The following is a 13,803-nucleotide window of genomic DNA, read 5'->3' as shown; positions in this document are numbered from 1 at the left end:
GACCGTTGACAGACGGACCACCCCCACGTGCGTGGGGAGGACAACCGTACTGGAGAATCTGCTCAACGCTCACTCGGACCACCCCCACGTGCGTGGGGAGGACGGGGACAGGCAGACGAGTACCGGATGGGCGACCGGACCACCCCCACGTGCGTGGGGAGGACGGCAGCGACGGCCGGGTGGGTGCGTTCCCGAACGGACCACCCCCACGTGCGTGGGGAGGACGCGCTCGACTACGCCGCGCGCGGCTGGCCCGTGGGACCACCCCCACGTGCGTGGGGAGGACTCGAAAACCCGGGGCGTCGATGCCACGGTGAACGGACCACCCCCACGTGCGTGGGGAGGACACTTCGCGACCTGGGGTTTTACCAGTCGGTTGGCCAGCTTTCGTCAGTGGTGGTGTCGGGGTGTTGTGGTTCGAGGGGGCTCATGGCTACGAGGGTGAGGCCGTCGAAGTTGATTGGGCGGCGTCGGCGTTGTCCTGCGGTGTGCAGGGTGAAGCCTTGCTCGGTGTCGTCGGGGTGGAGGAGGACGGCGGCTCCGTCGCCGACGACGGCGCTGGCGGCGTTCCACAGTTCGTCGCGGACTTTTGCTGACAGGGTGCCGACGAACATGCCGGGGGTGACTTCGATCATCCAGCGGCTGAGCGCGCCCCGTAGGTGGTCGGGCACGGCGGTGGTGGCTATGACGACCATCGACGCCATGGGTTCAGTCCCAGGAGTCGGAGCCGTAGTTGACGCCGGAGGGCATGGCGCCGGTGTCGGGATCCCACAGGGAGGTGATCTCGGCTGCGGGTTGCCGCTGTTTGACGGCGTTGTCGGGGTCGAGGAGGTGCTGGATGTCGGTGACGATGGCCGGCATCAGTTTCAGTAGGCGGAACTGGTCGCGGAGTTTGCGTCGGACGTCGCGTTCGGGTTGGGCGGAGGTGCTCATGGAGAAGGCGAGTGGCACGGTGACCTTCGCCTTGTAGAGGTCGGCGACGTCGTAGACGAAGGCGTGTTGGGTGCCGCTGTGGACGAAGCCGAGTGCTGGTGAGCAGCCGAGGGCGAGGATGACCGCGTGGACGACTCCGTACAGGCAGGCGCTGGCTGCGGACAGGGCCAGGTTCACGGGGTCCTGGGTGTCCCAGGCGTCGGGGTCGTAGTTGCGGCGGAATTTTCCGGTGCGGTACTTCTGGGCGAGGAGCCGGTAGAGGGTTTTCATCCGCTGGCCTTCCATGCCGCGAAGCTGTGCCAGGGTGGTGCCCTCGGGGACGGTTTCGCCGAAGCGGCGTTCGTACATCCGTGTTGCGACTTGTAGTCGTTGGTCGTCGTCGGCCCAGCAGCGGACCTGTTTTTCCAGCCAGGTGGTGGTGAGGGATGTGGGGGTGATTCCGGCGTAGCAGCGGACGGCACCGGAGCCGACGCAGACGATGGTGGTGCCGTGTCGGGCGAGTGTGGACATGGCGCGTTGGGTGATGGAGGTGCCGGGGCCGAGGAGGAGGCAGCTGATGGCGGCGGTGGGCAGGTAGACGCGTTCGGTGCCTTTGGGGGTGTCGACCTGGGCGAGGACTCCGGTGTCGTCTTGGACGATGCGGACGATGTCGGCGTACAGGAAGCTGAGTGAGTCAGCGACCCGGGGGAGCATGGCCAGGGTCGGGGCGGCGAGTCGGCGTCGTGCGGTGGAGGTCATGGCGCCGGAGCGAGGCTGAGTAGTCCGCAACCGAATGATCGTCCGCGGCCGATGCCGGACAGGATGGCGGCGCGTGCCTGGTCCGGGTTGGAGATGAACGCTTGGCCTTCGAACAGGGTGATGGCGTGGCGTACGGGAGTCGCGCGTCCGACCGCGGCGGGTTGTGGTTGGGTGTGCATGTGGCGCAGGGTCAGACCGTGGGTGTCGGCTTTGCGTTGCCACCACTGTTCGGCGTGTGGGCCGGACAGGGCGACGACCTTGCCGGCGTTGTCGCCTTTCCAGGCGCGTTTCGAGGCGTTGGCGGCGATCCGGTAGTGCACGGACATTCCGGTGGTCAGGGCGTTGAGCAGCGGGGTGATGTCGCGGGTCTGGACGGTGCCGTAGCTGTCGGGCAGCCGGGCGGGGTCGGGTGCCATGGTGGTCTGGACCAGCAGTACCGGGCCGGTGGTGGTGTGGTCGAGCCGGAACAGCACACCCGCCTGGTGGCGTGCCTGATCGCCGAGGTCGTCGGGGACCAGCGACATCACCCGGCGGTGTACGGCGGTGATGTCGCGTAGGTCGCGTCGTGCCGCCGGGTGTCGGAGATCGGGTGAGATCCGGGTCAGCCAGGCGGTCACGTTCCGGCTCCTTGTAGGTGCTGGTCGAGGGCGTTCAGGTAGTCGGTTCCGATGCCGGCGCACAGGTCGGCTGGCAGGGTGCGGGTGGTGATGTGGACCTGGCGGGTGAGGTAGCGCCGCCGGTTCGGGTGCAGGTCCACGGGCACGTCGTTGAGGGTCATCCGGCTCGCTGCGCCGTCGCCGCCGGGTGTCTCGGTCACGAAGTCGACCGTGACGGTGGTCGCGTCGCCTGCGGGGCGGCGCCGGTGCAGCGGTAGGTGGTCCAGGCGCTCGACCGCGTCGCTGATCGGGCCTGTCAGCAGGAACGGATGTTCCACCGGGCAGGACCGGCGCCCGAGGTACGGGCCCCAGACGGGGTTGGCGAGCGCGTCGTGCAGGCGGGGTATGAGGGTGTCGGGTCCGGTGACGGCGACGGTGAACACCGCGTCTGCCAGGTAGAACCGGCGCGAGACGATCGTCGCGGCACCGGCCTGCCGGCGTTTGCCTTCGGCGGTCGGCACGGTCCGATCGGTGGGCAGGCCGCCACCGACGGTGTGGAAGTCGGACATGAGCGTGCCGGGCCGGTCGACGCGGACCGTGAAGTGCACTGCGGCGAGGTCGTCGAGCGGCTCGCCGCGGCGGCGTCCCAGGGCGGCGGCGATGAGGCCGATCATCGCTGAGCGGGTCGGGACGGTGGCGGTGTCCCGGACGCTGAAGGTGCTGTGGTCGCCCCAGGACTGCATGGGCCCGGCCAGCCGCAGCAGCAGACCGGTCACCGCGTCCCCACGTGCTCGACGGCGGCGGCGATCAGGCTGTCGAAGCTTTGACGTGCGTCACCGAGGTGTTCCAGGCCCTTGTCGTCGATCGTGGCGTAGCCGTGGTAGATCCGGCCGCGGTCACCGATGAGGCGGTGGATGCGGCTGGCGTAGTCGGCGAGCTGCCGACGTGACGGTTCGGCGTAGCCGCTGTCCAGGGACGCGCGTACCGGGGTTTCGAAGGCGGCGGCCAGGGAGACCGGCCGGTCGGCGCGGACCGTGATGTAGGCCAGGTCGGGAACGGTGAACGGTGCGGTGGAGTTCTTCTTGGCCTGCGGCATGGCGGTGATGAACGCCGACAGGAACGCCGCGGTGAGTTCGGTCGCCGTGGCGGTGTCGCCGAGGTTGGTGACGAGGTCGTCGAGGTTGACGCTGGCGTACCGGTAGAACGTGCCGGCGCTGAACTCGGCGCTGTTCATGTGCCCGCTGCCGGCCTGGTCGGCGTCGGCTTTGAGGTCGTCCACGGCGGTGAAGAAGTCGACCTGCGGATCGGTGGCGTGGGTGGTGAACGCGTGGGCGACCTGGACCGCGCCGTCGACGTTGGTGCCGGGTAGCTCGGCCAGCATCCGCCCGAACAGGTTGATCACGTCGTTGCGGCGGCCCATCACGTCGCGGACGCCGTCGGCCGGCAGCGGCGCCTCGCCCTTCTTGAGCTTGACCGTTCCCGACTGCAGACCGGTGAGCCGCTCACGCTGCTGAACGCAGATGTCGGCCAGTTCGTCGAAGGCCCGCTCCGGCAGGTAGAACAGCACCTGCGCCTCGCCGGTCTCCTTGTCGACTTTGAAACCGTCGGCCTTGACCGCGATCGAGGCGAGCGTGGCCATGACCTGCGCCGCCGCGTAGGTCGCCGACGCAGGCTCCCAGCCCCGCGTGACCAGCCGGTCGTGGACGGCTTGCGGCAGCCGCCGGGTGCGCTTGGCCGCGTCACCCGAGGACACCTCCAGCGCTTCCCGGACAGACCGTTTCCAACACTGGCTGGAAACGCGGGTACGGTCGGCGTACCCGAACCGCACCGTCTTCGGGGAGCCCAGGTCGTCGCGGTTGAGGTTGGCGTACGGAACGGTCTGCAGCAGGTGGATCTCGACGTATCGGGCGGTCATGCTGACTCCTCCAGGTTGGGGTCGCGCCGCGCGGCGCGGCGGTCGGCTTCGTGTAGGACGCGGTAGTACGACTGGAGCCACCGTTTGGCGACCCGGTCACGGCGGTACCGCCACTGGCAGAGATCGTCGAGCAGCTGTCCCCAGTTCACCTCTACCTCGACCGCGCCGATGTAGCGGACGACGCCGGCGAGCTGCTGGTACACGCCCGGATGACCCTGCCGGACCAGCAGGTGCAGCCGCTTCTCGGCAGTGGCCCGGTTCATCGCCCGGCGGCCCTTACCTGGACGGCACACCGCCCACGCCATCGACGCCCCCAGGTCCGCGCGGGTGACCGGCCCGCCGTCGAGGTCCGGCCCGCCGGTTTCCTCCGCGTCATCCTCATCGGACGCCTCACCGCTCGTGCTGGTGTCCGACCGGTCCCGCGTGGCTGCCGCGATCATCGCCGCGACGGCGTAGTAGGCGTACTCGTGATCCGGGGAAACTCCGGAGGGCAGCAGCGGGGCGACGACCGCGTGCATCGTGTGCGCCTGCTCCGGGGGGCGACGCAGACCGCGACGCAACGCGGCCCGCTGGCCGCGATCGCGGGCGCAGCGCTCGGCGACCCTGCTGACGAACCTGTCAGACGGCCGTTGTTCGACATCCGTGGACGTCACGTGGCGGATCCCTTCTTCGCTGGAGTGGACAGCAACCGGTGCGCCGTTTGAACGGCCTGCACGATCCGGGGTGGACTCGCCTCACCGTCCGCGGCGTAGTCGATGGCTTCGTGCCCGAGGCGGGCGAACACCCGGCCGCCGTCGGTGAAACGGCCCTCACCGACGTGCTCCCAGAACACCGCCTCCGCGCGCGACCAGTAGTACGCCTCGCCCGCGCGAGCCCACGGGCCGTCGCGGTCCTTCACGTTGGCGACGTCCCGCCACGCCTGCCGTAACGACGTGCCCACCCGCCGGCCGATCGTCTCCGCCGCCCTGGTCAGCACGGCCACCCCGTCGGCCGTCACCGGATCGCGCTCCCGAAGCCAACCCAGGACCGGTGGGGTCACCGCCGTGAACCACTGCCGGTCCTTGGCCTGCCCGTCCTGGTCGAACCCGTACGCCCGCACCCGCCCGTCCAGCCCGAGGTCCGCCGCGGCGATCATGATGTCGGGACGGTGGGTCTTGACCTCGGCGTTGCCGCCCAGCAGGGCCTCGACGTCCCGCCACAACGCCCGGGAGCCGTCAGCCGGAAGCTGATACCAGCCGCCCTCCTTGTTCTGCCGACGCACGACATACGGGTCGACCTGCACCGGGCTGGGAAGACGCAACGACCACGTCACGTAGGCGTCCGTCACCGCCTCCCCGGCGTCGTCGGGAACGAGTAGCACCGCGTGCCGGGCCCTGCCGGTCAAGGCACCACACGGCCACGACGCCGACCACGGCACACCGAGCGGATCCGGCAACTCATCCCGCTCCCACGGACACAGGTCAGGCCCTTCGTCCTGCCCAGACGCCCGGGGCGGAACCCCCACGACCAGCGACTCGAACAGGTTCTCGCCGAGCGGGTGGTACGACATGGCGCCACGCAACGGGCCAGCGTTGCTGTTGGCGAACCTCTGACCCGCCACCTCACGACTGCTGCACCGGCCCGACGCGCCGTAATACAACTGCGCGATCAGGTACCAGGCAGCCTCCCCAGCCGGAACGGACACCGCGTCGGCGTCCGTGTGATGGCCGAACCACACCTGCGTGTTACCGGCCGGCCTGTCGAACACCAACTTGTTCACACCCGACGACTTGGGGCACTCCACGGCCAGCCGGGGATCCTGCATCCACGGGCGGACAGGGTCGAACAGGTCGAACCGTCCCTGGTACTTCGCGAAGTAGGCGTCCACATCATCCGAGACGAACGCCCCCTGATCCAGGACCTGCTCCTGGCGCCGCCGCCACTGCGCCCCGCCCACCGTGTCCAGCCCGGTCACCCGGGCGGCGATCGCGTACAGGATTCGCCACAGCCCCGACGCCGCCGGCGGCACCGGCAACACCATGTCATTGAACTCCGCCGCCCGAACAAACAACTCCCGGAGCCCGACCAGCACGGACTCACCTCCGGCCACCATCGGAATCCACGACCGATCAACCAGGTCGAACGATTTCGTCATGTCGATGACACTCCCTGAGAAAAGGCCGGTCTGAGGTTGCCGAACCAATGGCCCGGCGCGAAGCCTCGTGTCGGATGGATGACCAAAGCGGAACTACGGCGCTCCCCCGATCGACAGCACCTCGAGACCGATTTCCTGGTCGAGTCGGGCCGTCCTGTTGCCCCAGACAGCCGGTTGCGGGCCGGCCTCACCGATCTGGAACCACAGCGGCCGCAGGTCCTTGAGCCAACCGTTGTCACCCCAACTCGCAGGCAGGGCCAGGGAAGGTTCGTATCCCTGCAGGAGGTTCGCCCGCACCGGGATTGTCTCCTGCAGAACCGTCCGAACCTCCGTGTTCCTGAACCGACCGCCAGCACCGGAGCCACGCAGCGGCAGAGGGGTCCGCCGGTGCGGATCCAGCCACTGCCGGCCGTCGGCGTCGAGGTAGCAGCACAGGACCCGGTCAGAGTCCGCTCCCAGCCGCGTCGTCGCAAGCCACTCCGGTGTGTCGTTGTGACTCAACACCGCCAGGTCGGCCACCTCCGCCGGGTCAGGAACGACGCCCAGTTCCGCGACCCCCCGCTTCACCGTTCCCTGCGCCCAATACTCGTCATACTCCGCGCTCAGCACCGGATCGTCGACGATCGGCCCCGGAACGTACACCGCCTCCACATGCTCCTGCACAGACTGCGGGACGGCGATGCTGTCGATCCCCTTCAGGCGCAGGTGCGTGGCCCGCAGCAGGTACCGCGCATACACGTCACCCCACACGACCGGACGGACGTGCCCGTCACCGGACGCATCCCGCGGATCGAGCACCACCACCTGCGGTTGTCCGGCCCACGCCGGCCTGGCCCGGCGGTGACGCTGACACCGGCCCGCCCGCTGCAACAACTGGGCCATCGGCGCGAGGTCGGTCACCAACAGATCGAAGTCCAGATCCAGCGACTGCTCGATCACCTGAGTCGCCACCACGATTGCCGGAACCGACCGGTCGCCGTCCCTGCCCAACCTGCCGGTGATCTGCGCCGTGATCTCCTCCCGGCGGCGAGCTGGGAACCGGGAATGCAGCAGCAGCACATCCACGCCGGTCGGCGCCCAGTCACGGACCAGACGCCAGGTCTGCTGAGCGTTGTTGACCGTGTTGCAGACCACGGCCGCGCAGCCACCGCCTGACGCCACCGGCGCCAGCACCTGCCGTATGACACCTCGACGATCCAGCGGGTCCACCTCAGAGGGCAGTTCGGAAGATTACGTCCTTTTCGGGGCGAGAGTGAATACTCCGGGCTCGTCTTCGGTGAGGACCTGGCGGTTGACCATGCGTTTGAGCTTCGCGCGGGTGCCTTCGACGTGTTTCGGTGAGGGTTCGACGCCGAGCGCGAGGCAGATGCCCTTCGCCCGCATCCCGGCGGGTGCGGTGGCGAGGACTTCCAGGATCTGCTGGTAGGGGGTGCTGGCGAAGGTCGGGTCGTCGGCGGTGAACTCGGTGGCGGCGAGCGCGCGCAGGGTGGTGCGGGTGGTCGCCAGGGCGGCCAGTTCGCTGTCGACGCGGCCGAGTTCGGCGGTAAGTGTGGCGATCTGCTCGCGGAGCCGGTCGGCTGTCTGGCCGGCGGTGGTTTCCCGGTGGGTGATCAGGTCGAGGACCGTGGTGAGGTTCACCGGTGCCGCCAGGTGGGTGTGCTGGTGCCGGTGAGTCGGCGGACCAGGTTCGCGGTGGACGCCCACCAGGTCCGTGACACGCTGGACTCCGGTCGGCTCTCGTACTCGCGGACGAGACGGCGGTGCAGCATGAGGGTGCCGAGGGTCTGTTCCACGATCCACCGTCTGCGGACCGGTACGAACCCGGGCCGGGTGTCGGCGCGTTTGACGACCTCGACGTCGACGCCGACCAGGGCGCCGTGCAGCGCCATGTCCTGTTTGAACCCGGCGTCGACCCACGCGCGGGTCACGGTGGGGGTGTGCGCGACGACCCGGTCGAGCAGCCGGATGCCGATGGCGTTGTCGGTGACCGACGCGGCGGTGACCACGACCGCGATGACCAGCCCCAACGCGTCCACTGCCAGGCCCCGTTTCCGCCCCGGTACCTTCTTGGCGGCGTCCTTGCCGGTCGTCGCGGCGGGCACATTGTTGGCCACGCGGACCGACTGGGTGTCCAGCACCACCGCGGTCGGGTCCTCGGTACGGCCGGCCTTCTCCCGTGCCTGGCAGCGCAGCAGGTCGTGGACGACCTGGTCGGTGCCGTCGTCACGCCACCGGGCGAAGTAGTAGTACGTCGCGGACTTCGGCGGCAGGTCGTGCGGCAGGTACGCCCACTGACAGCCGGTCCGGTTCTGGTAGAAGATGGCGTTCACGATCTCCCGCAGCTCGTAGCGGCCCTGATGCCCGGACACCGACGGGTGGCGGGTCTTCCACGCCCGCAGGAACGGTCCGATCACCGCCCACTGCTCGTCGGTCAGGTCACTCGGATACGCCGCGCGTTCACCCATGATCGACCCAACGCGGTCGGGTCCTCACCGGTTACGACCAACGTTCACATCCGCACGATCAGACCAACCCACAATGGACAAGACCTAGCGAACCAGCCTCTCAGGTCCCGTGGCATGCCGGACCGGCCGGACGTCGAGGCGGAATCGCATCGTGCGGCCCGCCACGACCTGCTCACGCGCCGTCGCCGAGATCGTGACCACGTCGGCCTTCGCGGCGGGCACGAACGTCCAGCCCGGATACGGCACGGACACCCGAGCCGGCTCCACCCCGGCGTCCTCCTGATACGCCCGGACAAGAGCCGACGCCTGCGATGACGGCAACGTCGCCGACAGCAGCACCACCGGACATCCGTACCGCCCCAACCAGCTCAGCAGCCGCCGCAACAACGCGCTCATGTACTCGTCGTAGGAGTGCGCCTCATCGACGATGAACACCTTGCCCGACAGGCCGAGCAACCGCAGCGCGTTGTGTTTGGTAGTCAAAGCGGCTAGCAGCGCCTGATCGACCGTGCCCACCGCCATCGGGGCCAACAGTCCACGCTTGCGGCCACGCAGCCACTCCGGCGCCACCACATGACCGGCCGGGTCGTCGGACACCACCGCACCCAACTCATCGACCTCAACAGCCGCCCGCGCTTCATAATCGGCGTTCAACCACGACATGCTGTGCAACAGCGTGACCGGCGCCGGTCCATCAGCCAGCCTGACCGCGAACTCCCGCACCCGCCGGTACATCTGGTCCGAGGTCGCCATCGTCGGCAACGCGAAGAAGAAACCACTCGCGCCACACACCTCGGCCAACCGGCGGGCCGCCTCCAATCCCACTTCCGTCTTACCGTCCCCCGTCGCCGCCGTCACGACCAGCAGCCCCGGACCATCCACCACCGGCAGCAACTCGTCGATAACCGACCGCTGAAGCGCGTTCGGACGGTGCGGGAACAGATCGGCGAAACCAGCCGCACGATATGACGGAACCGCCAGCCCAGCCTCATCGACCAAGCCCACGGCCGGCCCGGTCAGCGCCGAGAGATGAGCCCCAGCGGACTCTACCGTCACCAACTCCGGCACCTGTGACAGCTGCCGACGAAGGAAGTGTTCCTGACTCGCCAACCAGTCCGCCAAGATCACAAGCCCCGTGATCAGAACACACGCCGCCGCATCCACCGCCGCAGGCGGCGCGGGCGAACCTACCGCCCCATGAACCAGCCGCACCAACGCCTCACGCTGCCGACCCCAGCGACCCCCGCCCAACTGCAGGCGCCCACCATGAGGACTGCTGGTCTGATGAAAACGACCATGATGGCCACCGACGACCTGCCCCACCCGGTACGCCAGGCGACCGCTGGCCCGGCGCCCCAACTGCGGATAGCCGAGAGCACCCAGAAGCTCCGGCAACGCCAACTGACCAGCGACGTCGTGGTTCAAAGAGCAATCGCCGCGATAGTCCTCATAGGTGCCGTCGCGGCGCAACGCGGCGAACGCACCCTCGTGCTTTTTCTGGAATCCAGGTATCGCCTTACCGACGTCATGCAACCCGGCCCAGAACATGATCAACGACCTGGCGTGCCCCTCATCAACGGCCAAGCCCTCCACGATGATCCTGCGCTGATTCGCAGCCAAGTACCGATCCCACAACACACCGGCTACCGCAGCCGTGTCGATCAGATGCCAGATCAACGGGTACGGCCGCACCAGCCCCCTAGACTTCCCCCAGATCCCAGCATCGACCCACTCCCGATCGGCGCTCACTCCGATATCCCCCACTCACGATCACGACAGCAGCCGCATGCAACCACAGGCGTACGACACTTCCACCACACCAACCAAAACCCGCGCCCCACCCCGTAACGCCGCAGGTCGCGAAGTGTCCTCCCCACGCACGTGGGGGTGTTCCCCGCCCGGACGTACGGACAATTCATCATTCCCGGTCCTCCCCACGCACGTGGGGGTGTTCCGCCGAACCGGAACGGCCACGGCACCGCACGCGGGTCCTCCCCACGCACGTGGGGGTGTTCCGACCGCGTTCTCCGGTCTCGACGACGCCATCGAGTCCTCCCCACGCACGTGGGGGTGTTCCGGCGGGCTCCACGATGTCGGCGGCCGGACCCATGTCCTCCCCACGCACGTGGGGGTGTTCCGCTGCTCCGGTCCGAGGCGTCCAGCCCGGCCGAGTCCTCCCCACGCACGTGGGGGTGTTCCGTCGCGACCAGCTATCTGGTCGACGTTGTCCTGGTCCTCCCCACGCACGTGGGGGTGTTCCGGCTGACCAGAGACTCAGCCTGTCGGTCCAGCTGTCCTCCCCACGCACGTGGGGGTGTTCCGGAGCTCCAGCGTTTCCGCCCAGCCCGCGCGGAGTCCTCCCCACGCACGTGGGGGTGTTCCGACGAGGTCGAGGCGGCGGTGATGATCGCCATCGTCCTCCCCACGCACGTGGGGGTGTTCCAGTAGCCGGCGGCGATGTGCACCACCACGCCACGGTCCTCCCCACGCACGTGGGGGTGTTCCGGTGCTGGCCGCCTACGGCCGCAACCTCAACGAGTCCTCCCCACGCACGTGGGGGTGTTCCGGCGCTGGTGGCGGCGGTCGGCAGCATCGTGACGTCCTCCCCACGCACGTGGGGGTGTTCCGGAGCTACTTGAGGCCGAGCACGCGGGGGCACGGTCCTCCCCACGCACGTGGGGGTGTTCCGCTACTTCAGGGAAACCCGAGTAACGACAACTCGTCCTCCCCACGCACGTGGGGGTGTTCCGCACCGGGCCCGGTGCCGAACCGGGCCGACCGCGTCCTCCCCACGCACGTGGGGGTGTTCCGCAGAAACTCTGTCAAGCCCCGGGTTTGATGGAGAGTTGGTTATCTGGTTTTCAGGGATGCGGTGACCGGGTGGGTCATCGCGTGTAGCGCTTCGTACTCGGCGGGCGGGACGTGGCCGAGCTCGCCGTGCAGCGGCGGTTGTTGTACCAGTCGATGTACTCGACGGTGGCCATCTCCAGGTCGTCGAGGCCGCGCCACGGACCGGTGTTGCGGACGAGTTCGGCCTTGTACAGGGAGTTGAACGCCTCGGCCATGGCGTTGTCGTACGAGTCGCCCCGGGAGCCGACCGAGGCGACGGCGCCCGCCTCGGCGAGCCGTTGACTGTAGCGAATCGCTCGATATTGAACTCCCCGGTCGGAGTGGTGCACGAGTCCGCCCAGGTCAGCGCCCTGATTCTCGCGGCGCCAGATCGCCATCTTCAGCGCGTCGAGCGCCAGATCCGTGTACAGGCTGGTGGCCACCTGCCAGCCGACGATCACCCGGGAGTACACGTCGAGGACGAACGCCGCGTACACCCAACCCACGGCGGTACGCACGTAGGTCAGGTCGGCGACCCACAGCCGATTCGGGCCCGCCGCGGTGAAGTCGCGTTCGACCAGGTCAGCGGGCCGGCTGGTCTCGGCGGCGGGCCGGGTCGTGCGCGGTGACCTGTCGCGCAGCAGCCCACGCAGTCCGGACTCACGCATCAGCCGCTCGACCGTGCACCGGGCCACGTTGACGCCCTGCCGGTGCAGCTCGTGCCAGATCTTGCGGGCTCCGTAGACGCCGTAGTTGGCAGCGTGGACCTGTGCGATCATCGCGGTCAGCTCTTCGTCGCGCCTCGATCGGGCCGAGGCGGGGCGGGCCTTGGCGGCGTAGTAGGTCGACGGTGCGATCCCGGCCGGCGTGTCGTGCAGCGCCCGCAGGACCGGCTGGACACCGTGTTCGGCCTTCTGGGAGTCGACGAACTCCACTCTCATCGCGACGGACGGTCCAGCTCCGCCGCGAAGAAACTCGCGGCGGATTTCAGGATCTGGTTCGCCCGCCGCAGCTCACGGACCTCCCGTTCCAGCGCGGCGATGCGGTCGGCGTCGCCGCTGGTGGTGCCCGGACGGTCGCCGGCGTCGGTCTCGGCCTGCCTCACCCAGACCCGCAGCGCCTCGGGGTGCACGCCGAGCTGGTCGGCGATCCGCCGGATCGCGCCGACAGCGGACGCCGGGTCCCGGCGCGCGTCGAGGGCCAACCGGGTCGCACGCTCACGCAGCTCGTCGGAGTACTTCTTCGGTGCGGGCATCGCTGGTGTTCCTCCCAGGTTTCGATGTCTCCATCAAACCCGGTGCGGGACAGGGTGTTCCGTTGGTGATGGCCGCGCGGATGTCGCGCAGGGTGTCCTCCCCACGCACGTGGGGGTGTTCCGGAGAACGGCCGCACGCTGGACATCGGCAGCGAGTCCTCCCCACGCACGTGGGGGTGTTCCGCGGAGGCCACCATGTTCCACCAGTGGCTTGCCGTCCTCCCCACGCACGTGGGGGTGTTCCGATGGTGCTCTCCAGATCGGCACTGCGGAACTTGTCCTCCCCACGTACGTGGGGGTGTTCCGCCGGAACCCTCGTCATCGCCTGGATCAAAGCCGTCCTCCCCACGCACGTGGGGGTGTTCCGCCGACGGCGTCATAGCCGTCTACGAAGAGCACGTCCTCCCCACGCACGTGGGGGTGTTCCGAGGACGGCGAGCCAGGTCCGTGTCAGTGCTGCGTCCTCCCCACGCACGTGGGGGTGTTCCGCCGTAGGACCAGGTCGTCAGCAGGGTGGCGGCGTCCTCCCCACGCACGTGGGGGTGTTCCGGTGTGGCGCGATCTACTCAGCCGCGTCGCTGTGTCCTCCCCACGCACGTGGGGGTGTTCCGGTACCCCGAACAGCGCGTACGGAGATCATCCAGTCCTCCCCACGCACGTGGGGGTGTTCCCACCCGCACCACGGTCGGCCTCGGCGGCATGGAGTCCTCCCCACGCACGTGGGGGTGTTCCGCAGGCCTGCTGGTGGGCCGACCCGGAGTCGATGTCCTCCCCACGCACGTGGGGTGTTCCGATCGTGGCCTGGGACCAGATCACGGCGAACAAGTCCTTCCCACGCACGTGGGGGTGTTCGCGAGTCTTCTGGCTGCGACTGACCTCGCCTGAGTCCTCCCCACGCACGAGGGGTTTTCCGCCTGGATCCGGTACGCGTAGCCGTC

At 68.8% G+C, this 13,803-nt stretch carries 11 protein-coding genes, 1 pseudogene and 3 CRISPR repeat arrays; all 12 genes and pseudogenes read right to left on the bottom strand.

Going from position 1 to position 13,803, the window contains the following annotated elements; genetic code table 11:
• Positions 1-13: 13 nt before the first annotated feature.
• Positions 14-347: a CRISPR direct-repeat array (repeat unit 29 nt; unit sequence CGGACCACCCCCACGTGCGTGGGGAGGAC).
• 18 nt (positions 348-365) lie between these two features.
• The 12 genes and pseudogenes from cas2e to ACN27F_RS10005 all read right to left on the bottom strand — a co-directional run bounded on the left by cas2e (position 366) and on the right by ACN27F_RS10005 (position 12,865).
• A complete protein-coding gene (gene cas2e, locus ACN27F_RS10060; RefSeq protein ID WP_421432823.1) occupies positions 366-704 on the bottom strand; it encodes a type I-E CRISPR-associated endoribonuclease Cas2e in 339 nt (112 codons plus the stop codon).
• Positions 705-708: 4 nt separating this feature from the next.
• Positions 709-1,671 (bottom strand): type I-E CRISPR-associated endonuclease Cas1e, encoded by a 963-nt coding sequence (cas1e, locus tag ACN27F_RS10055; protein WP_421432822.1) that lies wholly within the window; start codon positions 1,669-1,671, stop codon positions 709-711.
• Positions 1,668-2,288 carry a type I-E CRISPR-associated protein Cas6/Cse3/CasE gene (locus tag ACN27F_RS10050; RefSeq protein WP_421432819.1) on the bottom strand — a complete coding sequence of 207 codons (621 nt, stop codon included), beginning with the start codon at positions 2,286-2,288 and terminating at the stop codon, positions 1,668-1,670. The genes cas1e and ACN27F_RS10050 overlap by 4 nt, the downstream gene beginning before the upstream one ends.
• Positions 2,285-3,043 carry a type I-E CRISPR-associated protein Cas5/CasD gene (cas5e, locus tag ACN27F_RS10045; protein ID WP_421432816.1) on the bottom strand — a complete coding sequence of 253 codons (759 nt, stop codon included), beginning with the start codon at positions 3,041-3,043 and terminating at the stop codon, positions 2,285-2,287. The genes ACN27F_RS10050 and cas5e overlap by 4 nt, the downstream gene beginning before the upstream one ends.
• The gene (gene cas7e / locus ACN27F_RS10040) at positions 3,040-4,182 is read right to left on the bottom strand and encodes a type I-E CRISPR-associated protein Cas7/Cse4/CasC (protein ID WP_421432813.1); all 1,143 of its coding nucleotides are present in this window, start codon (positions 4,180-4,182) and stop codon (positions 3,040-3,042) included. The genes cas5e and cas7e overlap by 4 nt, the downstream gene beginning before the upstream one ends.
• Positions 4,179-4,835 carry a type I-E CRISPR-associated protein Cse2/CasB gene (casB, locus tag ACN27F_RS10035; protein ID WP_421432810.1) on the bottom strand — a complete coding sequence of 219 codons (657 nt, stop codon included), beginning with the start codon at positions 4,833-4,835 and terminating at the stop codon, positions 4,179-4,181. The genes cas7e and casB overlap by 4 nt, the downstream gene beginning before the upstream one ends.
• On the bottom strand, positions 4,832-6,316 hold the full coding sequence (casA, locus tag ACN27F_RS10030) for a type I-E CRISPR-associated protein Cse1/CasA (RefSeq protein WP_421432808.1): 1,485 nt from the start codon (positions 6,314-6,316) through the stop codon (positions 4,832-4,834). Before casA ends, casB begins: the two co-directional genes overlap by 4 nt.
• Before the next feature lie 93 nt (positions 6,317-6,409).
• Positions 6,410-7,489, bottom strand: a complete 1,080-nt coding sequence (gene cas3 / locus ACN27F_RS10025; protein ID WP_421432805.1) for a CRISPR-associated helicase Cas3' — start codon at positions 7,487-7,489, stop codon at positions 6,410-6,412.
• A gap of 57 nt (positions 7,490-7,546) precedes the next feature.
• Complete coding sequence (locus tag ACN27F_RS10020) at positions 7,547-7,954, bottom strand: hypothetical protein (protein WP_421432803.1); 408 nt, start codon at positions 7,952-7,954, stop codon at positions 7,547-7,549.
• Positions 7,951-8,781, bottom strand: coding sequence for an IS5 family transposase (locus ACN27F_RS10015; RefSeq protein WP_421432800.1), 831 nt, complete (start codon positions 8,779-8,781; stop codon positions 7,951-7,953). The genes ACN27F_RS10020 and ACN27F_RS10015 overlap by 4 nt, the downstream gene beginning before the upstream one ends.
• An 84-nt stretch (positions 8,782-8,865) precedes the next feature.
• A complete protein-coding gene (locus tag ACN27F_RS10010; RefSeq protein WP_421432797.1) occupies positions 8,866-10,530 on the bottom strand; it encodes a CRISPR-associated endonuclease Cas3'' in 1,665 nt (554 codons plus the stop codon).
• A gap of 117 nt (positions 10,531-10,647) precedes the next feature.
• A CRISPR array of direct repeats spans positions 10,648-11,592; the repeat unit is 29 nt; unit sequence GTCCTCCCCACGCACGTGGGGGTGTTCCG.
• Positions 11,593-11,631: 39 nt separating this feature from the next.
• A pseudogene (locus tag ACN27F_RS10005) lies at positions 11,632-12,865 on the bottom strand (IS3 family transposase).
• A 93-nt stretch (positions 12,866-12,958) separates the two neighbouring features.
• Positions 12,959-13,598: a CRISPR direct-repeat array (repeat unit 29 nt; unit sequence GTCCTCCCCACGCACGTGGGGGTGTTCCG).
• Positions 13,599-13,803: the final 205 nt, after the last annotated feature.

Source organism: Solwaraspora sp. WMMB335 (assembly GCF_049179075.1).
In the GTDB taxonomy this organism is placed as follows: domain Bacteria; phylum Actinomycetota; class Actinomycetes; order Mycobacteriales; family Micromonosporaceae; genus Micromonospora_E.
The sequence above is the reverse complement of the archived record's forward strand: the minus strand, read 5'-3'. Positions and strand labels throughout refer to the sequence as shown.

What these genes read in the sequence shown, in the direction of transcription:
- cas2e (WP_421432823.1), bottom strand. Translation starts at nt 704, where the DNA reads ATGGCGTCGATGGTCGTCATAGCCACCACCGCCGTGCCCGACCACCTA.
- cas1e (WP_421432822.1), bottom strand. Translation starts at nt 1,671, where the DNA reads ATGACCTCCACCGCACGACGCCGACTCGCCGCCCCGACCCTGGCCATG.
- cas7e (WP_421432813.1), bottom strand. Translation starts at nt 4,182, where the DNA reads ATGACCGCCCGATACGTCGAGATCCACCTGCTGCAGACCGTTCCGTAC.
- casA (WP_421432808.1), bottom strand. Translation starts at nt 6,316, where the DNA reads ATGACGAAATCGTTCGACCTGGTTGATCGGTCGTGGATTCCGATGGTG.
- ACN27F_RS10015 (WP_421432800.1), bottom strand. Translation starts at nt 8,781, where the DNA reads ATGGGTGAACGCGCGGCGTATCCGAGTGACCTGACCGACGAGCAGTGG.